This window comes from Acidovorax sp. ACV01, assembly GCF_014851495.1.
Lineage (GTDB): Bacteria > Pseudomonadota > Gammaproteobacteria > Burkholderiales > Burkholderiaceae_C > Acidovorax > Acidovorax radicis.
Window position 1 is genome coordinate 125,851 of record NZ_JACUZT010000001.1, and the last position, 21,752, is coordinate 147,602.

General features: G+C 67.3%; 21 protein-coding genes. 15 read left to right on the top strand and 6 right to left on the bottom strand.

The genetic code is table 11. The annotated features are described in order from the left end of the window. Positions 1-118 precede the first annotated feature (118 nt). The 3 genes from IB243_RS00605 to leuD are packed head-to-tail and all read left to right on the top strand — an operon-like array spanning position 119 to position 3,116. Positions 119-1,045, top strand: a complete 927-nt coding sequence (locus tag IB243_RS00605) for an alpha/beta fold hydrolase (protein ID WP_192424280.1) — start codon at positions 119-121, stop codon at positions 1,043-1,045. After that, positions 1,042-2,460: a 3-isopropylmalate dehydratase large subunit gene (gene leuC, locus IB243_RS00610; protein WP_192424282.1), complete on the top strand. Its 1,419-nt coding sequence runs from the start codon at positions 1,042-1,044 to the stop codon at positions 2,458-2,460. Before IB243_RS00605 ends, leuC begins: the two co-directional genes overlap by 4 nt. Then, a complete protein-coding gene (gene leuD, locus IB243_RS00615) occupies positions 2,457-3,116 on the top strand; it encodes a 3-isopropylmalate dehydratase small subunit (RefSeq protein WP_192424284.1) in 660 nt (219 codons plus the stop codon). The genes leuC and leuD overlap by 4 nt, the downstream gene beginning before the upstream one ends. Positions 3,117-3,163: 47 nt before the next feature. On the opposite strand, the gene IB243_RS00620 is transcribed toward leuD, so the two are convergent. Then, positions 3,164-4,114 (bottom strand): PhnD/SsuA/transferrin family substrate-binding protein, encoded by a 951-nt coding sequence (locus IB243_RS00620; protein WP_010461050.1) that lies wholly within the window; start codon positions 4,112-4,114, stop codon positions 3,164-3,166. 433 nt (positions 4,115-4,547) lie between these two features. Here IB243_RS00620 and IB243_RS00625 point away from each other — a divergent pair, with 433 nt between their 5' ends. The 4 genes from IB243_RS00625 to IB243_RS00640 all read left to right on the top strand — a co-directional run bounded on the left by IB243_RS00625 (position 4,548) and on the right by IB243_RS00640 (position 9,574). Continuing rightward, positions 4,548-5,453 (top strand): hypothetical protein, encoded by a 906-nt coding sequence (locus tag IB243_RS00625; RefSeq protein WP_192424286.1) that lies wholly within the window; start codon positions 4,548-4,550, stop codon positions 5,451-5,453. A 19-nt stretch (positions 5,454-5,472) separates the two neighbouring features. Further along, a complete protein-coding gene (locus tag IB243_RS00630; protein ID WP_192424288.1) occupies positions 5,473-5,970 on the top strand; it encodes a hypothetical protein in 498 nt (165 codons plus the stop codon). A gap of 182 nt (positions 5,971-6,152) precedes the next feature. After that, positions 6,153-7,373: a hypothetical protein gene (locus IB243_RS00635; RefSeq protein WP_192424290.1), complete on the top strand. Its 1,221-nt coding sequence runs from the start codon at positions 6,153-6,155 to the stop codon at positions 7,371-7,373. Further along, positions 7,358-9,574, top strand: a complete 2,217-nt coding sequence (locus tag IB243_RS00640; RefSeq protein WP_192424292.1) for an ATP-binding protein — start codon at positions 7,358-7,360, stop codon at positions 9,572-9,574. Before IB243_RS00635 ends, IB243_RS00640 begins: the two co-directional genes overlap by 16 nt. A 44-nt stretch (positions 9,575-9,618) precedes the next feature. Here the strand turns inward: IB243_RS00640 and IB243_RS00645 are convergent, their stop codons facing one another. From IB243_RS00645 to IB243_RS00655, 3 genes are all read right to left on the bottom strand, one after another. Next, entirely contained in the window at positions 9,619-10,413 is a 795-nt protein-coding gene (locus IB243_RS00645; RefSeq protein WP_192424294.1) for a sterol desaturase family protein, read from the bottom strand. Between the two features lie 122 nt (positions 10,414-10,535). Then, the gene (locus tag IB243_RS00650; protein ID WP_010461063.1) at positions 10,536-10,868 is read right to left on the bottom strand and encodes a helix-turn-helix transcriptional regulator; all 333 of its coding nucleotides are present in this window, start codon (positions 10,866-10,868) and stop codon (positions 10,536-10,538) included. A 95-nt stretch (positions 10,869-10,963) separates the two neighbouring features. Further along, positions 10,964-11,998: an NAD(P)-dependent alcohol dehydrogenase gene (locus IB243_RS00655; RefSeq protein ID WP_192425303.1), complete on the bottom strand. Its 1,035-nt coding sequence runs from the start codon at positions 11,996-11,998 to the stop codon at positions 10,964-10,966. Positions 11,999-12,342: 344 nt separating this feature from the next. Between IB243_RS00655 and IB243_RS00660 the strand changes: the two genes are divergently transcribed. The 3 genes from IB243_RS00660 to IB243_RS27250 all read left to right on the top strand — a co-directional run bounded on the left by IB243_RS00660 (position 12,343) and on the right by IB243_RS27250 (position 13,350). Next, positions 12,343-12,876, top strand: coding sequence for a 2'-5' RNA ligase family protein (locus IB243_RS00660; protein WP_192424296.1), 534 nt, complete (start codon positions 12,343-12,345; stop codon positions 12,874-12,876). Between the two features lie 81 nt (positions 12,877-12,957). Next, positions 12,958-13,215 (top strand): hypothetical protein, encoded by a 258-nt coding sequence (locus IB243_RS00665; protein WP_225584650.1) that lies wholly within the window; start codon positions 12,958-12,960, stop codon positions 13,213-13,215. A 9-nt stretch (positions 13,216-13,224) separates the two neighbouring features. Next, positions 13,225-13,350: a hypothetical protein gene (locus tag IB243_RS27250; protein WP_255509258.1), complete on the top strand. Its 126-nt coding sequence runs from the start codon at positions 13,225-13,227 to the stop codon at positions 13,348-13,350. Between the two features lie 87 nt (positions 13,351-13,437). Here IB243_RS27250 and IB243_RS00670 read toward each other — a convergent pair whose 3' ends face one another. After that, positions 13,438-14,331, bottom strand: coding sequence for a LysR family transcriptional regulator (locus tag IB243_RS00670; RefSeq protein ID WP_057272713.1), 894 nt, complete (start codon positions 14,329-14,331; stop codon positions 13,438-13,440). Between the two features lie 126 nt (positions 14,332-14,457). Between IB243_RS00670 and IB243_RS00675 the strand changes: the two genes are divergently transcribed. The 4 genes from IB243_RS00675 (at position 14,458) to IB243_RS00690 (ending at position 19,624) form a co-directional block, all read left to right on the top strand. Next, positions 14,458-15,828 (top strand): acyclic terpene utilization AtuA family protein, encoded by a 1,371-nt coding sequence (locus tag IB243_RS00675; protein ID WP_192424298.1) that lies wholly within the window; start codon positions 14,458-14,460, stop codon positions 15,826-15,828. Between the two features lie 13 nt (positions 15,829-15,841). Then, positions 15,842-16,243, top strand: a complete 402-nt coding sequence (locus IB243_RS00680; RefSeq protein ID WP_192424300.1) for a hypothetical protein — start codon at positions 15,842-15,844, stop codon at positions 16,241-16,243. A gap of 80 nt (positions 16,244-16,323) precedes the next feature. Continuing rightward, on the top strand, positions 16,324-17,319 hold the full coding sequence (locus IB243_RS00685) for a tripartite tricarboxylate transporter substrate binding protein (RefSeq protein WP_192424302.1): 996 nt from the start codon (positions 16,324-16,326) through the stop codon (positions 17,317-17,319). Between the two features lie 184 nt (positions 17,320-17,503). Further along, on the top strand, positions 17,504-19,624 hold the full coding sequence (locus IB243_RS00690; protein ID WP_192424304.1) for an alpha/beta hydrolase domain-containing protein: 2,121 nt from the start codon (positions 17,504-17,506) through the stop codon (positions 19,622-19,624). Between the two features lie 231 nt (positions 19,625-19,855). On the opposite strand, the gene IB243_RS00695 is transcribed toward IB243_RS00690, so the two are convergent. Next, entirely contained in the window at positions 19,856-20,749 is an 894-nt protein-coding gene (locus IB243_RS00695) for a LysR family transcriptional regulator (protein ID WP_192424306.1), read from the bottom strand. Between the two features lie 117 nt (positions 20,750-20,866). On the opposite strand from IB243_RS00695, the gene IB243_RS00700 reads away from it, so the two are divergent. Further along, complete coding sequence (locus IB243_RS00700) at positions 20,867-21,730, top strand: MBL fold metallo-hydrolase (protein WP_010461079.1); 864 nt, start codon at positions 20,867-20,869, stop codon at positions 21,728-21,730. Positions 21,731-21,752: the final 22 nt, after the last annotated feature.

Sequence of the window (21,752 nt, forward strand, 5' to 3'; positions counted from 1 at the left end):
GGTTTATTCGTGCTTTTGATTTATGAATGAAGTGATTTTGAATGACTTTATGCCGTTTTCAATCACTCATAAGATGCCCGTCAGACAGAACACCACCAATCTGCCGGAGACAAACCCCATGACCACCACCCCACTTTTCCCCGGCTTCACCCCCCACCGCGTAGCCACGCCCGACGGGCAGCACATCCACGCCATGTTGGGCGGCAGTGGGCCGCCGCTGCTGCTGCTGCACGGCCATCCACAAACCAGTGCGATCTGGCACAAGGTGGCGCCCGCGCTGGCACAGCATTTCACGCTGGTACTGGCCGACCTGCGGGGGTATGGGGACTCGGCCAAGCCCTCGGGGAGCCCGGCCCCAGGCAACGGTGATGCAGAGCATGCGCTCTACAGCAAGCGCACCATGGCCGCCGACATGCTGGCCGTGATGCAGCACCTGGGCCACACCCGGTTTGCCGTGCTGGCGCACGACCGGGGCGCCCGCGTGGCCCACCGGCTGGCGGCCGACCACCCCGATGCCGTGGTGCGCCTGGTGCTGCTTGACATTGCCCCTACCCTGGCGATGTATGAGCAGACCAGCGACGCCTTTGCCCGCGCCTACTGGCACTGGTTCTTTCTGATCCAGCCCGCGCCGCTGCCCGAACGGCTGATCGAGGCCGACCCTGCTGCTTACATCCGCGACGTGATGGGCCGACGCAGCGCGGGCCTGGCGCCGTTTGATGCCCGGGCACTGGCCGAATACGCGCGCTGCCTGGCCCTTCCGGGCACAGCCCATGGCATTTGCGAGGACTACCGCGCCGCCGCCGGCATTGACCTGGTGCACGACCGGGCCGACCGCGATGCAGGGCGCCACCTGGCCATGCCGGTGCTGGCGCTGTGGGGCGAGCAGGGCGTGGTGCACCAATGCTTCAAGCCCCTGGCCGAATGGCAGCGCGTGGCGCGTGATGTGCGCGGCCACGCCTTGCCCTGCGGCCACTACATCGCCGAAGAGGCGCCCGATACCCTGCTGACCGCCGCCTTGCCATTCTTGCTGGAAGCCACACCATGACCCATCCCCAGACCCTGTACCAGAAGCTGGTCGCATCGCACACCGTCACGGTGCTGGACGCGCAGAACGTGCTGCTGTTTTGCGACCTGCACCTGATGAACGAATACACCAGTCCCCAGGCCTTTGCGGGCCTGCATGAGGCCGGGCGCGGCGTGCCCATGCCGGGGCAGAACGTGGCGGTGGTGAGCCACATCATCCCCACGCACCCGGTGCGCCACCGCGTCATCCAGGACCCACCTTCCGCCCTGCAGGCGCGCAACCTGCAGGCCAACTGCGAGCGGCACCAGATCCCGCTGTTCGACACCAACGACCCGCTGCAGGGCATCGAACACGTGGTGGCGCCTGAGCATGGCATGGTCCGCCCCGGCATGGTCATCATCTGCGGCGACAGCCACACCACCACCTACGGTGCGCTGGGTGCCCTGGGGTTTGGCATCGGGACGTCCGAGGTCGAGCACGTGCTGGCCACCCAGACCCTGGTGTACCGGCTCGCGCAGAACATGCGCATCCGCGTGGATGGCGTGTTGCCCACCGGCACCACGGCCAAGGACCTGATCCTCATGGTCATCCGCCACATTGGTGCCCAGGGCGCACGCGGCTATGTGGTGGAGTTTTGCGGCAGCGCCATCAGCGCGCTGTCGGTGGAGGCGCGCTTCACGCTGTGCAACATGGCGGTGGAGGCGGGCGCACGCGGTGCCTTGATCGCGCCCGACGCCACGGCCATTGACTATGTGCTGGCCCGGGCCCCTGACATCACCGGGGCGTGGCGCGAACGGGCCCTGGCGCACTGGGCCACCCTGCACAGCGATGGGGATGCGGCGTTTGATGTGGAGCACCATTTCGACGCCAGCAATGTCGCCCCCTATGTGACCTGGGGCACCAGCCCCGACCAGGCCATGGCCATCGATGCCACCGTGCCGCTGCCCGCCCACATGGCCGATGCGGCCCAGCGCAGCAGCGCCGAGCAGGCCCTGCGCTACACCGCGCTTTGTGCCGGGCAGGCGCTGCAGGGCGTGCCCGTGCAGCATGTGTTCATCGGCTCGTGCACCAACGCGCGCATCGAAGACCTGCGTGAGGTGGACCGCATCGTCGGCCACCGCCATGTGGCCAGCGGCGTGCGCGCCATGGTCGTTCCCGGCTCGGGTGCCGTAAAAGCCCAGGCCGAGGCCGAAGGCATTGCCGCGCGCCTGGTGGCTGCGGGCTTTGAATGGCGGCAGCCCGGCTGTTCCATGTGCCTGGCCATGAACGACGACGTGCTGGCCCCCGGCCAGCGCTGCGCCTCCACCACCAACCGTAACTTCGAAGGGCGGCAGGGCCGGGGCGCCATCACCCACCTGATGAGCCCGGCCATGGCCGCCGCTGCCGCCATCACGGGCTGCATCACCGATGTGCGCAACCTGGAAATTGCTGTATGACCACCGACAACGCCATTGTTCGCGGCCAAGCCGCCGTGCTGGCCACGCCCAACCTCGACACCGACCAGATCATGCCCAAGCAGTTTCTGCGTGGCATCGACAAATCGGGCCTGGCACCCGGCCTGCTGTACGACCTGCGCTTTGACGGTGCCGGCCAGCCGCGCGCCGACTTTGTGCTCAACCAGCCCGCGTTTGCGGGTGTGGATGTGCTCATTGCAGGCGCCAACTACGGCTGCGGCTCCAGCCGTGAGCATGCCGTGTGGGGCATGCAGCAATACGGCTTCAAGGCCGTGGTGGCGTCGAGTTTTGGCGAGATTTTTTACTCCAATGCGCTCAACAACCGCCTGCTGCTGGCCATGGTGGCCGAGGACGATGTGCAGGTCTTTGTGGCAGAGGCCGCCGCCCAGCCGGGGCCACTGGCACTGGAAATCGACGTACAGCAGCGCCTGGTGCGCAGCCTGGGACACAGCGCGGGTTTTGTGCTGTCTGATCGGCACCAGCGCATGTTTCTGGAGGGGCTGGATGTGATCGGCGTGTCACTGACCCACGCCGACCAGATCCGTGCGTTTGCAGACCAGCACTGGGCGGTGCAGCCGTGGGTGAAGGATGTGGCGCGCCGCACGCGCGAGCGGCTTTCGGCCGCCACGGGCGGCTGAGCCTGGCGCGGCGACCGGGGGTAGTCGCCGCCGACGCAAAGGCTTGCTTACTTGGCTGCGCCCTTGGCCGCCTGCGCCTTTTGGGTCTTGTTGTAAACCTCCATCACGGTGGCGAAGTCGCGTTCGAAGTTGATGGGCAGGAAGGTGTCGTTGCCCGGCAGCAGCTGGCGCAGCTTGGGCGAGAAGCTGTAGCTGTACGAGCACTTCTTCACGCGCGCCTGCAGTTCGGGCGAGACATCCTTGCCCATCGTCCAGGTCTCCGTCATGAAGGGCGGGCTCTCCCACAGCGTGCGGATGCTGGAGCCCTTCACATCGCCCTTGACCACCATGCGCTGGTACAGATCGCTGGCCACGGCAGCGGCGGGGTAAAAGCCGTGCATCACGCCCGTCACCGAGCGCTCATGACCATTGGAGAACACCACCTCGTAATTCTGGTCCGGCACCAGCCCGATGGCCGGGAACAGCGCGCGCGGTGCCAGGTTGCCGGAGTTGGAGGTGGGCGTGGTGTGTGCAATCTTCTTGCCCACCAGGTCTTGTGGCTTGGTGAAAGGGCTGTCCACGCGCGAGATGAGGATCAGCTTGTACGAGTTGCGCTGCCCGCTGGCCTTGTTGCCCGGCACGCCAAATGGCGTGGGCTGGCCCGCGGCCACCAGTTGTGGCACCAGGCCTGGGTTCACCTGGGCCAGCTGGGCCTTGCCGGCCACCAGGCTGTCGATGAGTTCCTTTTCTGCCAGCACGTCGATGTTGGTGCTACGCTCCAGCGATTCGCCCTGCAGGTTCTGCAGATCAATGTTGCCGCAGCGTGCCAGGTGGTTGAAGTAGTCGCCCCACAACAACATGGTTTCGCTTTTGGCGTAGGTCTTGGGCATGGCCACCACGAGTTTTTCGCGCGGGCCGCTGGCGATGGGCGCCGGGGCGGCGGCTGCACGGGCCGCTGCCGCACGGGCCTGTGGGGTGTTCGTGGGGGTGTCGGTTTGTGCGGCCACGGGGCCCAGCATCAACGTAGCGCCTGACAAAAGCGCGCAAAAACGTGCATCACATCGCATGGTGATTTCCCTCTGAAATTTTTGTTGGGTTTCGCAAGGCCGGCTGCAGCTGTGTGGCACAGGTGCGCGCCCGTGGGCCATGGTCTGCCCAGTATGCATGAAGGCGAGGGGCTTGCAGTAACCCGTGCGACTCGTGGACAGCTGCCGGGCGTCGTCGCCCACCGCCGCAAGGGGCCGCGCCTGGGCGTTGTTGCGCGGTGCCATGCCAGTGGGAAGGACGGGACCAGTTTCTCGTCAGGTGCGCGGATGAGGAAGGCGCGGTGGACACGGCGTCAAGTGCACTGCGGCGTGGATGGACAACGTGGTGAAGGACAGCGGTCTGGAGCTCTGTAACAATTCGTTCCATTCCACAAACCCTCCAGCCCGTCCTTCACAACGCAGAGCCATGTCGCAAAACGCCCATACCCTTCACCTCTTTTTTGAAGACCCGATCAAGCTCAAATTCGGCCAGCTGGTCTATCAATACCTGGTAACCGGCAACACCGAGCAGGCGCAACGCTGGGCCGACAAGCTCGGCGGGGCGGACCTGGCGGCGTTGTGGGATGAAGAGTGGTTCAACCAGGAGGTGTCGGCCACGCCGTCCCACCTGCTGCTGCGTTTTGACACGGGTACCAGTGGCGATCTGCCCTTGCGGGCGCTCGAAACGTTGTTTTCCCATGGGTTGAAGGCGGCCGTCCTCCAGGTGTTTTACGACCAGGTGGGTGAGACCGAACGCATGCACTTCGACGACGGCCAATGGGTGTCGCGCCAGGCATTCTTTGACAAGCACCCTGAGCGCCGCAGCATCGTGGAGCCCGCAGACCCGGACCACCCAGCCGGCTCTGCCGATGAAGGGCCTGAAGACGAGTACGACTGTTCCAAAGACCCTGGCAAGCCCGTGTCCGTGGCAAAGCTGCGCAAACAGGAAGCCGAGCGCAAACAGAAGGGCCAGGAAGCGGCTGAGGCTTTCATCGAAATGGCCAAGGCCATGGGCAAAAGCGGCGTATCGCCTGTGAAGGGCCTGATTGCCGTGCTGTTGCTGCGCGCAGGGCTCAAGGGTCTGCTGCAGGCCTTCGTGTTCACGGTGGTCACGGTGCTGCTGTTCAAGGGCTTCTGGCTCTGGCTGGGCCTGGGCCTGGTGTTGGCCATCGTGCTGCCTCTGTACTACATCGTCTCCACGCACAAGGACCTCAAGGGCGACGACGATGATGAGGACAGCGACCCCGATGAAGGTGGCGGCGACGAAAGCAGTAAAGACAAGGACAGTGACCACAACCAGGGCAGCGCAGCCACCACGGGCAGCAGCCACTGAACCGCAGGGAGAACACAAGATGCTGACGCAAATCGAATGGTGGGGTGGGGTGATTTTTGTGCTGGGCGCACTGACGTACCGCATGGTCATGGGCGCGCTGGAGAAGAAGGAAGGGGGCATCCCTTGGTACCGCCTGATGATGCACATCTTCTTTGTGGCGCCCGCCATCGTGCTGGCCGGGTACTTCTATCCGCTGGAGCGCATCGAGCTGCAATACGCCTACCTGGCGGCGCTGGGCGTTTCGCTGGTGGTGGTGGCGGTGATGCTGGTGCAGGAGATGACGGGCGATGCCTCCGAAGAGGAAGCCGAGGCGAAAAGACAGGACGCACAAGACAAGGCAGCCAAGATCGCAAAGCCCGAAGGAGGGGGGCAAGAAGAGGGCGCGCAGGCAGAGGAGGAGGAGGAACCCGGCTGGCTGATGACCGTCGTCGGCGCGATCGTGTTGTACAGCCCGGTGCTGGTGGCATGTGGGCTGGGCTGCACCAAGGCCTGGCCGATGGTGCAACGGTGGATGTGACCCCACGGAGCTGAGCCTGCACGCACCGGCACGGGCTCGGCGTTTCTCCGCCTGATCTGCAGCCCCTGGGCGGGCGGTGCGCGGGCACAGATGACAATCCGTGCAAGCCACCGCCATTTTTTCTTCTTCTGGCCGTGGGCAGTTTTGCCCCGCCATCCCTCCTTAGCACCCCTGCGCAGCCCATGGCGACAGACTCTTTTGCCGACCTTCTCTCGCTCTACATGCGCCGCATCCGCGCCAGCGCTTCGGGCGTGGCCACCGAAATCGGCCTGAGCCGCGAGGCGGTGAACAACTGGCGCAACGGCGTCTCGGCCCCCAATGTTCGTTCGCGCGACCGCGTGGTCGCCTGCACGCGCTACCTGCGCCTGACGGAGAGCGAGGCCAACCGCCTGCTCAGCGCCGCTGGTTTTGAGCCCGAGTTTCCGCTGCAGGCCGAGTCCGTGGGCGCCCGGCCTTTTGCTGCGTTCCAGGGCCGTGTGTTCGCCCAGCTGGCGCAGGCCGTGCCGTACCCCATCTCGCTGCTGCTGTCGCCCGCGCACTGGGGGCAGCCGCCGTTTCGGCAAGAGTTGCTGCAGCGCGCGCGTGCGCAGTATGGCGAGGGCTCGGTGCTGCACATCCAGCCGCCATACAGCGTGAGCACCGCGCAGGCCGACTACTTCGCGGCCATCGGCCGCCAGTGCGGCCTGGGCGAAGTAGCGTCGGACTACGAATTCGAATCCGCGCTGGAGCGTCGCCTGCTGGCGGGCGAGCGCATTTTCTGCCTGGTCAGCCGCTTTGAGCAAGGCACGCCCGCGTTGCGCGAAACCCTGGCGGGCATTTTGCGCAGCCTGAGCGAGATGCACAGCGGCCGCCTGCACCTGCTGCTGTGTGGCGGCGAGGCGCTGGCCGACCTCAAATACCGCAGCGGCGACCTGTCGCTGCTCAACATCGCGCAGGTCAACCACTGGCCCGACCCGTCGCTGGACGATCTGATGCAGCTGGCCCGCCACCGCTGGCCCGAGCACACCTGGACCGGGCCGGTGGTGGCCGAGTTGCAGGCGCTCAGCGGCGGCCACCCCGCGTTGTTTGAAGAGGGGCTGCAATGGCTGGTGGACCAGGGTGTGGGCGATGGACATGCGTCGTCCAGCGCACTGCGCACGCACCTGGCCAGCAGCCCGCGCCTGTGGCAGACCTTTTTGCCGCTGGCCCAGGCGCCTGCCACCCGCACGCGTTTGCAGCAGCTGCTGCAGGCCGACGACCTGGGCCGTGCGCGCCCCTATCTGCAAGACGACGAACTGCGCAGCCTGTTCTGGGGCAACCTCATCCATGTGCGCGGCACGGGCGATGCGGCGCGGCTGCACTGGCGCTGCGCCACCATTCGCGATGCGGGTTTGATGGTGCTGGATTCATGCTCGACCGACTGAAGCCCCTGCTGTCCAAGGCCGTGGTGCGTGCGGTGGCCATTGCGGCGGTCACGCTGTTCGTGGGCAGCGCGCTGTTCACGCCCCAGCTCAACCCGGTCACGCGGGGCGCGTTCCTGGCATCGGTCAATGTTGGCCCGGTGTGGGGCGAGCTGGTGCAGTGGCGCGTCGCCCTGATCCAGGCGCGCAATGAGCTCGATGCCTGGCCCAAGGACATCCAGGAATACGCGCCGCGCATCGCCAACCCGCAGCTGCGCGTAACGTCCCCGCGCCCCAACGTGCTGCAGGCCGACATCGCCCACAACCCTGAGCTCGGCAAGCTGGCAGGCACCCAGGTGGTGGTGGAGCTGACGCCCGGCACCCACACCTGGACGTGCCGCCCCGGCAACCCGCCCATTCCACCAGGTTACCTGCCCATCAACTGCCAGGAAGGCAGCACCGACGACTTCGAGCCCGCCACCAAGCCCGCGCCCGATGCCGACCCGTTCGCCTGGCTGCGTTCGCTCATCCTGTGGTGCGCAGTGATCTTTGCCGTGGGCGCCGTCGTGTGGGTGGTGCGCCACCCCCTGATCGGCGCGGGCCAGCTGCGCCCTGCGCGTCTGCGGCGCACGCCCCTGGCGCGCCTGCCGCAGATCGACCGGCTGCTGCGCTGGCTGCGGCGGCTGGAGGCTACCTTGTTGGCGGCGGACATCCGCATGGTGGACTGGCGCCGCGCCGTGCTGTGCGCGCAGGCCACGGGCGCCGACCATGCACCGGCCCTGGCACGCGCATTGGCCGAGCGCGTGTCGGCCCGCTGCCAGCCCAGCAGCGACTGGGCGCTGCCCGGCCAGGTGTTCGAGTGGCAGTTTCCGCCCGACCTGCCCGTGTCGCTGGACCGCTGCCTCGTCTTTGTGCCCACCCCGGGCATCGACGAAGCCACCGCGCTGCGCCAGCTGCGCGCCGCGCAGACCGGCAGCGACGTGCTGTTGATCCTGAGCGAGCACAGCGTGGAAACCCCGTGCCCGCTGCTGCGCGCCCACGCCGATGACCGCGCCAATCTGCACGTGATGGTGGACAGCGCCAGCCAGACCGAGTGGCTGATCGGCGGCGAATCGCTGCAGGTGCTGCTGCGCCAATTGGCCGCGCAGCTGCGCATCACCCGCATCTCGCCGTACCAGACGCGTGGCGGCGTGACCCGCGAAGGCGCCTTCTTTGGCCGCGCACAGCTGCTCGCCCGTGTCATCAACCGCGAGCCCGCCAACTACCTGGTGGTGGGCGGTCGCCAGCTGGGCAAGAGCAGCCTGCTCAAGGCCGTGCAGCGCCGCCTGCAAGGCCACCCGCACACCGTGTGCCACTACGTCTCGCTGCGCGACCACCGCCTGGCGCCCCGCATGGCGCTGCAGTTTGGCCTGGCCGCCGACACACCGCTCGAAGCCATCGTGGACCACCTGCAGGCCCAGTACGAGGGCAAGCGCCTGGTGCTGCTGATCGACGAGGCCGACCTGTTCTTCCGCGACGAATCGAACCACGGCTACGCCCAGTTGTCCACGCTGCGCGCGCTCAGCGAAGAGGGGCGCTGCTGGTTCATGCTCGCGGGCTTTTGGGACCTGTACGCCACGGCCGTGCTCGACTACCAGAGCCCCTTGCGCAACTTTGGCGAAGTGCTGGCCATCGGCGGGCTGGAGCGTGCCGCCTGCCGCGAGCTGGCCACCGAGCCCTTGCGCAGGCTGCGCCTGGGCTTTGCCAGCGACACGCTGGTGGAAAAGCTCGTGGACGCCAGCGGCCAGCGCGCCAACCTCGTCGCCATCCTGTGCCAGGAGTGCCTGGAAGCCCTGCAGCCCGGCGAGCGCGCCATCGAAGCCCGCCACCTCACGCAGGCCCTGGCCTCGCAGGCGGTGCAGGACGCACTGGCCGGCTGGGGCCGCCTGAGCCACGACGAGGCCGCCTGCCGCCTCGACCGCATCGCCGTCTACCACACGGCCCAAGCCGGGCAGACCGGCCTGGTGGCCCTGGCCCAGCTGCTGCAAGGCCACGGCATCACTGCCGACGCGCAGGCGCTGCGCCAGTCGCTGGCCCGCCTGCAGCTGGCCTATGTGCTGCGCAAGCAGGATGCCGACTACCGCTTTGCCATCCCGCTGCTGCAGGGCCAGTTCGAGCCGACCGAGGTGGAACTGCTGCTGCGCCAGGAGCTGGCGATGCTGGCGCGCAGCACGGTAAAAATATGAGTCAAATTGGCCGCCAGCGCTTGATGGATAAGCGCTAATAGCTACTATTTTTGTAGTAATCCGCAGCAACCCCGTGCCGCAGGCGATTCCACCCCTGCGTTGTGCACATCCCGCATGCGCAGCATGTCGCCCCAGCGGGTGGCGAGCTGCGGCGCAAAGCCCACTTCGCCGTCAAACCGCGCGGGGTTGGCATAGGTGCCAAACAGCATGTCCCACACCGGCAGGTCGCCATAGTTGCGGGCATGCACATCGCGTTCGTGGTGCAGTGCGTGCATCTCGGGCCGGGGCAGCAGCCAGCCCAGCCAGCGTGGGGTGTGGATGTTCCAGTGCTGAAAAATGCTGAGCACCGCCAGCAGGGCCGTGGTCAGTGCCGCGGCTGCGGGCGCCAGCCCCAGCACCACCGTGCCCAGGGCCACGCCCATGCCGGTTTTGACCAGCACCTCGAAGGGGTGCACCACGTAGGCGCCTGGCACATCCACGCGTGGCGCAGCGTGGTGCAGCTGGTGGCCCATGCGCCAAAGCCCATCGAACCGGTGCTCGGCCCGGTGCCATGCGTAGTGCACCAGCGACAGCACCAGCAGCCCCACCGGCACACCCCACAGGCCCAGCGCGCTCAGGTCAAGCACGCGCAGCGCGGCGAACCCCGTGGCCTGCAGCAACCAGGGCACGAGCGAGCCCACCATGGCCGTCAGCACAAAAAACGCCACGCCCAGCCGCTGCCAGCCGGGCACGGGCGCATAGCTGCGCGCGGGTGAGCGCGCCTCCACCGCCCACATCAGGGCATAGGCCGTGGGGACCAGCAGCGGGGCCAGCAAGGGGAGGTGGGGGGAGTCGATCATGGAAGGCCTTTCTTGGTGAGCATATGTGCGCCGATGTGCACATGTTGGGTGGAAAAAATGGGCACATTGCTGTGCCCGCTTGGCGGAGTTGGCTTGGCTGGGGAGGATTCTTGTGGCAGCGGTCAACGGGGGCAGCACAGCGGCTGCAAGGTCTGTAGCAGGGTGGTCAGGGCCTTCATCTGCTCCAGCACACCGTCGCCATCGATGGCGTAGAAGGTGTGCCGCCCCTCGGTCTCCGACCGCAGGATGCGCGCACGCTCCAGCACCTGCAGGTGGCGCGCCACCACGGAGCGGTCTTGGGGAACCTGCTCGGCAATCGAGCCCACATCGGCGCGGCCCTGCAGCACCAGCACCCGCAAGATGGCCACGCGCGCGGGTTCGGACAATGCTTTGAAGAAGGCGCTGTCCAGTGCATCAATGCAGGCGGCGGCAGCGGTTTCGCGGGGGGAGGTCATGGGTAGAGCATATGTGCACATTAATGCACATGTCAACCTCGCGGCAATCCCCTTTGCCGGACGCTCCGTCAGCCTGAGGGGGGGGCCCACTTCGGTCATGGTTCGGGCCAGGCCACCACCACCGCCCCGCGCTTGCGCCCCGTCTCCACATACGCGTGCGCAGCGGGCAAATCGGTGAATGGGTAGGTGCGGTCCACCACGGGCTGCAGCGCACCGGCCCGGGCCAGATCCACCAGCATCTGCAGGTCCTGCACACGCTCGGGCGCAGGGCCGCCGATGCTGCGGCGTGTGCCGCGTGGGCGGGCCAACAATTCCATCAGGCTGCCCGCCACCGACAGGTAGCGGCCGTGCTCGTTCAGGCTTGCCAGGCAGGTGGCGAAGCTGCTGGCGCCCACGGTGTCGGCAATCACGTCCCAGCGCTGCGCGGTTTGGGTGAAGTCCTGCGCGGTGTAGTCGATCACGTCGTGTGCGCCGAGCGCCAGCACCAGCGCCACATTGCCCGCGCTGCACACCCCCGTGACCAGCGCACCCCGGTGCCGCGCCAGCTGCACCATGGCACTGCCCACGGCGCCCGATGCGCCAATCACCAGCACCCTCTCGCCCGCCCGCACCTGGGCCTTGTTCAGAAAGTGCAGCGCTGCCAAACCACCAAACGGCAGGCTGGCCGCTTCGACAAACGACAGCCGCGCGGGCTTGTGCACCAGGGGCTTGGTGGCGGGCAGCACGCAGTATTCGGCATGGCAGCCCATGGCAACGCCGGCCACGCCCAATACCGCGTCGCCCGGTTGAAAGCCCTGCACGTCACGGCCCACGGCCTCCACCACACCGGCCACGTCGGTCCCCAGCACCGGCTGGCGTGGCCGCGCCAGACCAAACGCCAGCCGTCCCAGCAGCCCAAATCCACGCGGCAGGTTCTGCGTGCGGATGCGCACGTCGGCTGACGACACGCTGGCCGCAATCACCCGCACCAGCACATCGCGTGGGCCGGGTGTGGGGCAGGGGCGCGTCTGCAGCTCCAGCACCTCGGCGCCCCCGTAGTCGTGGCACACCCAGGCCCGCAGGTTGGTGGGGGCGTGGGCCGCAGAGGGGCTGGCAAACGGGGCTGCGGATGTATGGGTGTTGGCGGGCATGGGGGTTGGCAAGGTCACGGGAAGGGAGGGCAGATACACGCAACCGCAGAGCGTAGGCAGATACATCTCCCGCACGCAACCCGACCTTGGGTGGGGTACCTGGCGATCCTCCCGCCCAGTCCATCGTGCAGTACGCTTAAGAACCTGTTCAAGATCTTTTCGGGGATCGCATTGGAGTGCAATCGGGATGAGTGGATGCTTCGGATGCACAGCATGGGCTTGTGCCCATGCAAGCAGACGAGGCTTCCAATCGCCCGATTTCACTCCAACCCTTCGGGCAAGGTACTTGTGCGACCCTGAAAAGATCTTGAACAGGTTCTAAGGACACACTGCGGAGGCCCCCCTTGAACCCCACCCTCTACACCGTGGCTTACCCGGAATGCGATGCACAAGACCTGCTCGCCGTGGACACCTGGCGCGCCGACCACGACCCCACCGGCCATGCGCTGATCCGCCCGCATTTCACGCTGGTGTTTGCTGGTGACGGGGTGGACGCCACCACCTACCTGGCCCATGTGGCGGCAGTGGCGGCGCGCACTGCGCCCATCGCCTTTCACTGCCGCTACGCGATGCTGGGGGCCGATGCATACAGCCAGCGCGCCCATGCGTACCTGGTGCCGGACGAGGGCTACGCCGCGCTGTCGTTGCTGCACGATGCCCTGTACAGCGGCCCGCTGGCCGCCCATCTTCGGCTGGATCTGCCCTACACGCCCCATATCACGGTGGGGGCGTTTGCCTCCGCCGCGCGGGCGCGGCAGTGGTGCATTGACCGCAACCTTGCTGGTGTCTCGTTGCCCGGCCGCGTGGAGGCGCTGTGGGTGGGGCAGGTGGTTGAGGGGCGGTTTGAGCACCTGGGGCAGTTTGCGCTGGCGGGCTGACCGCCGCGGCTGCCCCTACACTGCGGCCATCTGGTTCCCCCAAGGCTGCGAGGCCTTGGACTTCTACGGGAGGTTTGGACAATGCCCATCCAGCTCGATCACCTCATGGTGCCCGCCCGCGACAAACTGGCCGCCGCCCGGCTGTTGGCCGAACTGCTCGGCGTGCCCTGGTCCGAAACCGGCGTGGGTCCATTTGCGCCCGTGTTCGTGAACGATGGTTTCACCATCGATTTCGACGAATGGCCCGAGCCCATTCCGCGCATCCACTACTGCTTTCGCGTGAGCGATGCGGAGTTCAGCGCCATCCTCGCGCGCATCCAGGCTGCGGGCATCCCGTAGCGCAGCGCCGTGCACGGCCCCGTGGACGGGCAGGTGGATACGGCCCACGGTGGCCGCATCGTCTACTGGAACGAACCCGATGGGCACCAGTGGGAGATGCTGACCGTGAGCTATGCGCGTGCCGCAGCGGCTTGAGGGCTGAATTTGAAGTGAAGTTGGCCGCTAGCGCTTTATGGATAAGCGCTGATAGCTATTAAATTTGTAGTAATTGCTGCCTGTGATTCAAGGCCGCTGCGCCATCACCAGCGCATACAGCGCCTGCGCCGCCACCGACAGGCTTTCGTCCCGCCGCCGCACCAGGTAGATCTGCCGTGTGAGCCCGGGCAGCGACAACGGCCGCGTGACCAGCCCCGGCTGCTCGAAGTGGAACAGCGTGAGCGCCGGCACCACGCTGATGCCCAGGCCCGCGCGCACCATGCCCATCACGGTGGCGAGCTGCTCCACCTCCATCAGCGTGTGCATGGCCTGCGGGTGCAGGGCGGCCTCCAGGTACTGGCGCACGCTGCTGGTGCGCGCCAGGTGGATGAAGGGCCAGGCCGCCAGGTCCTGCGCGGTGATGGCCTTGCGCCGGCGTGCCAGCGGGTGGTCTGCGGGGCACACCAGGTAAAAGCCGTCGCTGCAAAAGGGCTCGGCCTGCAGGGCAGGGGTGTCGGCACGGATGGCGGCCAGCGCGAAGTCGGCATGGCCGCTGGCCACGCGCTCGATGCAGGGCTCGGACAGCACGTCGGCGATGTCGATCTCGATGCCGGGGTGCGCTGCGCGGTACTGCGCCAGCACGGCGGGCAGCCAGCCGGCTGCCAGCGACGGCAGCAGCGCCACGGCCACCCGCCCGCGCTGCAGCGTGGCGGCATCGCGCACGGCCGACAGCGCGTTGGTGATCTCTGCGCGGATGCGGCGGGCCGATTCCAGAAAGTTGTGCCCCTCGGGCGTCAAGTCCACATGCCGCGTGCTGCGGTCGAACAGCCGCAGGCCCAGGTCGTCCTCCAGCGCGCGGATCAGCGCGCTGAACGCGGGCTGCGACAGGTGGCACAGGGCAGCCGCGCGGGTGAAGCTGCGCTGCTCGGCCAGCGCGATGAAAGCGTCGATCTGGCGGCTGGAGAGGTGGGCGGTGCTCATGGGTGAAGGCGAGGACAGAAAAGCCCGCAAGGGCTATTTATCTGCAATGCAGATGGATTCATCATAAATATCGATTTCACAGAATACCGCAGTGTTTCTACAGTGGGGCCCAGGAGACAAACATTCATGGCGAACAACACCCATCTGCGGGTCGGCTGCGCCGCCGGCTTTTCGGGCGACCGCACGGACGCGGCCTTGCCCGTGGTGCAGGCGCTCATCGCCAGCGGCCAGCCGTCGGTGCTCATCTTCGAGACCCTGGCCGAGCGCACGCTGGCCCTGGCGCAACTGGCCCGCCGCACCGACCCCGATGCCGGCTACGAGCCGCTGCTGGCCGACCTGCTGCGCCCCGTGCTCGGGCTGTGCCTGGCGCATGGCGTGCGCATCGTCAGCAACTTCGGCGCAGCCAACCCGCACGGCGCCGCACGCCGCATCCACGCGCTGGCGGCCGAGCTGGGCCTGGCCCGCCCGCGCATCGCCGTGCTGCAGGGCGACGACCTGAGCGGCCCGGCCCACCGCGCGCTACTGCAGGACGCCCTGGGCAGTGCCATGCCCACCGAGCCCCTCGTCAGCGCCAATGCTTACATCGGCGCACAGGCCATTGCCGATGCGCTGCGCGCCGGGGCCGACATCGTGGTCTGCGGCCGCGTGGCCGACCCGTCGCTCGTGCTGGGCCCGGCGCTGGCGCACTACGGCTGGGCCACTGACGACTGGGACCGCCTGGCCCGCGCCACCATGGCCGGGCACCTGCTCGAATGCGGCGCGCAGGTCACGGGCGGCTACTTTGCCGACCCCGGCTACAAGGATGTGCCGGGCCTGGCGCAATTGGGCTACCCCATCGCCGAGATCGACGCCGACGGCCACTGCACCATCACCAAGCCGCCCGGCACCGGCGGGCGCATCGACGAGCGCACCGTCAAGGAGCAGCTGCTGTACGAGCTGCACGACCCCGCGGCGTACCTCACGCCCGACGTGGTGGCCGACATCACCCAGGCCCGCGTGCAGGCCGTGGGGCCCGACGCCGTGCGCCTAATCGGCGTGCAGGGCCACGCACAGCCCGCCACGCTCAAGGTCAACGTGTGCTTTGAATCCGGCTGGTTCGCCGAGGGCGAAATCTCCTACGCTGGCCCGCGCGCCGAAGCCCGCGCGCGCCTGGCGGGCGAGGTGCTGCGCGAGCGGCTGAGCGGCCTGGGCCCGCTGCGCATCGACCTGATCGGCGTGACCAGCATCTTCGGCGACGACACCAGCCGGTGGCTGGATGCGCCCGCCAGCGACAGTGGCGACGCCCGCAACGACGTGCGTGATGTGCGCCTGCGCGTGGCCCTGCAGCACCGCGACCACGCCAGCGCCCAGCGCCTGGTGCGCGAGGTGACCGCGCTCTACACCTGCGGGCCTGCCGGCGGCGGCGGGGTGCGCACCGCCATGCGCCCACGCCTGGGCACGGTGTCGTGCCTGGTGCCGTGCGATGCCGTGGCCGTGCGCTTCGAGATGGTTGATTGAGGGACCACACACCATGACTTCTGCAACCCAGGCCGCAACCCAGCCCGCCACCACGGCAACGGTCACTGTTCCGCTCTACCGCCTGGCCCACAGCCGCACCGGCGACAAGGGCAACCGCTCCAACATCAGCGTCATCGCCTGGCACCCCGCGCTGTGGGATGTGCTGGTCGAGCAGGTCACCGAAGCCGCCGTGGCGCGCCAGTTCGCGCTGCGCCAGCCGCGCCAGGTCACGCGCTACCTGCTGCCCCAGCTGCAGGCCATGAACATCGTGCTGGACGATGTGCTGGACGGCGGCGTGAACGACGCGCTCAACCTCGACAGCCACGGCAAGGCGCTGAGCTACCTGCTGCTGGACATGCCCGTCACCGTGCCCGCCGCGCTGGCACCGCACTTTGGCGGGCCGCCACCGCCGTAGCCGCCGCTCTTTTGCCGGTGACCGACTCCCTCTCGCTTTCCGCTTTCCGCCTTTCCATACCTACACACAAGGAGACAAACATGAACCGATCCACTTCGCTGTTGAACCTGGGCCGACGCCACGCGATGGCCGCTGCCGTGCTGGCGCTGGGCGCGCTGCAGGGCGGTGCTGCCCATGCGCAGGCTTACCCCGCCAAGCCCATCACCTTTGTCGTGCCGTTTGCCGCAGGCAGCGCCACCGACCAGCTGGCGCGCGCGCTGGGCCAGTCCATCACCACCGACACCAAGCAGGCGGTGGTCATCGACAACAAGGCCGGTGCCAGCGGCATGATCGCGGCGTCGGCCGTGGCCAAGGCCGCGGCCGACGGCTACAGCGTGCTCATCACCACCAACACCACGCATGCGGCCAACGAGCATCTGTACAAAAAACTCTCGTACGACCCGGTGAAGGACTTTGCGCCGGTGACGGGCCTGGGCAAGGGCGGGCAGGTGCTGGTGGTCAACGCCACTGCGCCGTACAAGAACGTGGGCGAATTGCTGGCCTTTGCCAAGAAGAACCCCGGCAAGCTCAGCTTCGGCAGCGGCAGCTCGTCGAGCCGCATGGCCGGCGAGATGCTCAAGCAACTGGCCAGCGTGGACATCCTGCACGTGCCCTACAAGAGCAACCCGCTGGCCATCACCGACCTGCTGGGCGGGCAGATCGACCTGATGATCACCGACACCTCCACCGGCGTGCCCCAGGTCAAGGCGGGCAAGCTGCGTGCGTTGGGCTACTCCACCCAAAAGCGCAGCGCCCAGCTGCCCGATGTGCCCACGCTGGACGAAGCCGGCGTGAAGGGCTACGACATGGGCTACTGGTTTGCGGCCTATGTGCCGGCCGGCACCCCCGCACCGGTGGTGGCGCGCCTGAACGAGCTGCTCACGGCGGCCACCAAGAGCGCAGCGGCCAAGAGCTTCTTCGACAACGCAGGCTCCGAGGCGTGGACAACCAGCCCGGACGACCTTGCCAAATTCCAGGCCGCCGAGACCCAGAAGTGGGGCAAGGTGATCAAGGCCGCCGGCATCGAGGCCGAGTAAGCCGCAGCCCGGCGCGCTGACCTGCGCCGGGTTTCATCTCCTCCTTCCATATTTTTCTTACGCAGCCTGCCTTTCACCGGCAGGTGTGGGCGAAGCCTTGCCTGTGTGCGGCACACAAGACGCCGCCACTTTTTCTTAGAGCCGCACAAGCGACCACTACCGCCCATCCATCCAAGGAGACAACATGCAATCCCTTCATGCATTCGGAAAACTCGCGCTGACCGCCGCTGCCGCTACGGCCTTCGCAGCCTGCGGAGGCAGCAGCAACGATTCCGCCCCGGGCCCGGCCTTCAAGCTGGCAATCACCTCCACTGAAGCCTTCCCCGGCAGCTACGGCGATGTGGGCGAATACGAGCGCCTCACCGGCACCGTCAGCGGCGAGGTCGACCCCAAGGACCCCAAGAACGCCACCATCCAGGACCTGGCGCTCGCGCCCACCAACGCCAACGGCATGGTCGAGTACCAGGCCGACTTCGTCATGCTCAAGCCCAAGAACATGGCCAAGGCGAGCGGTGTGCTGCGCTACGACGCGCCCAACCGCGGCAACATCCTCACGATGCTCAACCCCACGGCCACGCCCAGCGACGCGGTGTACCTGGAGCGGGGCTATGTGATGCTGTATTCGGCCTGGCAGGGCGATGTGCCCAAGAGCACTCCGGCGCGCCTGACGGTGAAGGTGCCCGTTGCCAAGAACAAGGACGGCAGCAGCATCACTGGCCCTTACCGTGCCGAACTGGTGCCCACCGTGGCCAGCCCGGCCATGACGCTGCCAGGCGGCGTCTTCAACGGCACCATGATCCCGTACGAGCCTGCAAGCCTGGACAACACCCAGCCCGGCTACTCGCTCACCCGCCGCGCCAACGAGACGGATGCACGCGTGCCCGTGCCCGCAGCCGACTGGAAGTTCGCCACCTGCGATGCGGGCGCCAACGCCTTCCCCGGCACCGCCAGCCCCACCAGCGTGTGCCTCAAAGGCGGGTTCGACCCGGCCTACCTGTACGAGCTGGTCTACGTCGCCAAGGACCCTAAGGTCATGGGCGTGGGCCTGGCCGCGCTGCGCGACACGGTGAGCTTCTTTCGCAGCAAGGCGGCCGACTCGTCGGGCACGCCCAACCCGCTGGCGGGCCGCATCCAGTACACGCTGGGGCAGGGCACCTCGCAGTCGGGCAACGCGATGAAGACGTTCCTGCACCTGGGCTTCAACCAGGCGCTCGATGGCGGCAAGGTCTTCGACGGCATCTTCGCCCACGTGGCCGCGCGCCAGACCCACATCAACACCCGCTTTGCCGTGCCCGGCGGCGGCGGGGGCCTGCGCACCGACCACACGGCCTTCGGCCAGACGGCGCCGCGCGGGCTGGACAAGGACTACCAGGACGACATCAGCGGCCGCCAGGGCGGGGTGATGAAGCGCTGCGCCGCCACCACCACTTGCCCCAAGTTCTTTCTGGGCCTGTCGGGCACCGAGTTCTGGCAGCTGCAGGGCTCGCCCGTGTTGACCGACGCCCGCGGCACCAGGGACCTGGCCCAGCCCGAGAACGCGCGCATCTACTACTACGCCAGCACCCAGCACGGCGGGGGGGGGGGCACGGCCAGCATCGCGTATGCGCCCACGCGCGCCACCTACCCCACGGGCACGGTGGTGCACTTCAACGACACCTTCCGCGCGCTGTTCCTGAACCTGGAAGACTGGGTGGTGCGCGGCACGCTGCCGCCCGCCAGCCAGGTGCCGCGCATCGACAACGGCACGCTGGTGCGGCCCGAGGCGCTGGCGTTCCCGGCCATGAAGGGGCTGACCTGGTCCGTGGGCGGCGTGCAGACGGCCATCCCTGAGTTCAGCTACCGGGGCCTGTACAACAACTTCCCGTTGTTCGACTTCGGTCCGCAGTACATCCCGCAGGACGAATCGGGCATCGCCACCATCCTGCCCCCGCGCAACCTGGGCCGCGACTACGCGATCATGGTGCCGCAGGTCGATGCGTCCACCGGCCTCACCCGCGCCGGCATCCGCAGCGTGGAGGCGCGTGCGCCCCTGGGCACCAGCATCGAGTTCAACTACGTCGCCACACCCGGCATCACCGACCTGGCCAACCTCACCGGCAGCTTCATCCCCTTCCACAAGACGCGCGCCGCGCGCTTGGCGGCGGGCGATGCGCGCACGTCGCTGGAGGAGTTGTATGGCACACAAGACGGCTACGTGGCGGCTGTGACCGAGGCCGCCAACGCGCTGGTGGCGCAGCGCCTGCTGCTGCAGCGCGACGCGGACCTGCAGATTGCGCGGGCCAAGGCGGCGGCGGTGTTGCCGTGAGGTGATGGGGTATGTGGGGTGGGGCTGTGGTTCTGGTGCCGTTGTGCCTCTTGGCGGCGGCCTCCTCTCCCCAAACCCCTCTCCCGCAAGGGGCGAGGGGCCAGAACACCGCCGAGCGTTCAAGCGCCCCTCCAAATCAAGAAAAAACAGCCACCAGCGCTTGATCCGTAAGCGCCACCAGCTATTAAAAAAGTAGCAATCACCCTGGCCACTACGCCAACTAACGCACCACTACCATGGCACCCCCGCAAACCGCAGCACCAAAAAATCCAGCAGCGCCCGCACCGCCGGCGACAGGTGCCTGCGCGAGGTGTACAGCGCGTGGATGGTCATCACCGGCAGGCTCCACGCGGGCAGCACGGCCTGCAGTTCACCGCTGTGCAGATAGGGGTTGACCAGGTAGGTGGGCTGCAGTGCGATGCCGCCGCCCGCCAAGGCGGCGCGCATCAGCGTGGTGGCCTCGTTGGCGCTGAAGGGGCTGGTCACGCCCACGCGGGCTATCTCGTCACCGCGGGTGAGCTGCCACACGCTTTTGCCAAAGTTGGCGTAGCTCAAACAACGGTGGCGGGTCAGGTCGGCGGGCTCCTGGGGCGTGCCGTGTGCCGCCAGGTAGGCGGGCGATGCCACCAGCGCTGAATCGCAGCGCGCCAGCGGCCGGCCGATGAGCAGCGGGTCGGGCTCGGCGCTGATGCGGATCGCCAGGTCGATGCGGCGCTCCACCAGGTTCAGCGAGCCCTCGCTGGCGTCCAGGTCGATCTTGAGCTGCGGGTGCTGCGCCAAGAAGTCAGCAATCGCCGCGCCCATCTGCGCATACGCAAACGACACGCTGCAGGTGATGCGCAGTTGCCCGCGCAGCTCGCCCTCGGTGGTGGTGGCGGTTTCTTCTTCCAGGTCCTGGGTCAGCGCCAGCATCTGCTGGCAGCGGCGCAGCGCCAGTTCACCGGCATCGGTCAGCGTCACGCTGCGGGTGGTGCGCTGCAGCAGGCGCGCCTGCAACCACTGCTCCATCTCGCCCACATAGCGCGTGACCATGGCGCGCGACATCTCAAGCCGGTCGGCCGTGGCACTGAAGCTGCCGCTGGTGGCCACTTCCACAAACACCCGCATGGCGGTCAAACGATCCATATTTGATCTATTTGCGCAACAAATATGCGCATTTTATGGGGTTTATTGGATCGATTGGTGCAAATAAACTTCATTCCGCCATCAACGCAAACCCCTTCAAACCCTGGAGAAACCGCCATGTTCCGCACCACCCTCATCGCCGCCACTCTGTCCCTTGCCTTTGCTGGCGCCCACGCCGCCCAGCCCCTGCAGATCAAGGTTTACAACGCCGACGGCAACAGCTTCAACGTCAACTCCACGCTGGTGTACGGCGAGAAGGAAGCCATGGTCATCGACGCTGGCTTCACCCGCGCCGACGCGCTGCGCATTGCCGCCAACGTGTTCGACAGCGGCAAGGAACTCAAGACCATCTACGTGAGCCAGGCCGACCCCGACTATTACTTCGGCGTGGAAACGCTCAAGGAATTTTTCCCCAAGGCTGAGGTGGTAACCACCCCCGCCGTGCTGGAGAAGATCAACGCCAAGCTCGCCGGCAAGCTCGCCTTCTGGGGCCCCAAGATGGGTGCCAATGCACCGCGCACGCCTGTGCTGCCCAAGGCCATCAGCGGCAACACCCTCACGGTGGACGGCCAGACGGTCGAGATCCGTGGCACCACCGGCCTGCTGGCGCACCGCCCATATGCGTGGATTCCTTCGGTGAAGGCCGTGGTGGGCAATATCGGCGTGTTCGGCAACCTGCATGTGTGGACGGCCGACACCCAGACCGTGGCCGAGCGCAGCGCCTGGATCGCCCAGCTTGACGAAATGGCTGCCCTGCAGCCCACCGTGGTGGTGCCCGGCCACATGCTGCCCGGCACCACGCTGGACGTGACAGCGGTGACCTACACCAAGGGCTACCTGCAAGCGTTTGAGAAGAATGCCGCCGCCACCAAGACGGGCGCCGAACTCATCGACGCGATGAAGAAGGCCTACCCTGCAGCGCCCATGGGCCTGTCGCTGGACATCGGCGCCAAGGTGAACAAGGGCGAGATGAAGTGGTAAGCCCGTAGTCAACAACAACCCT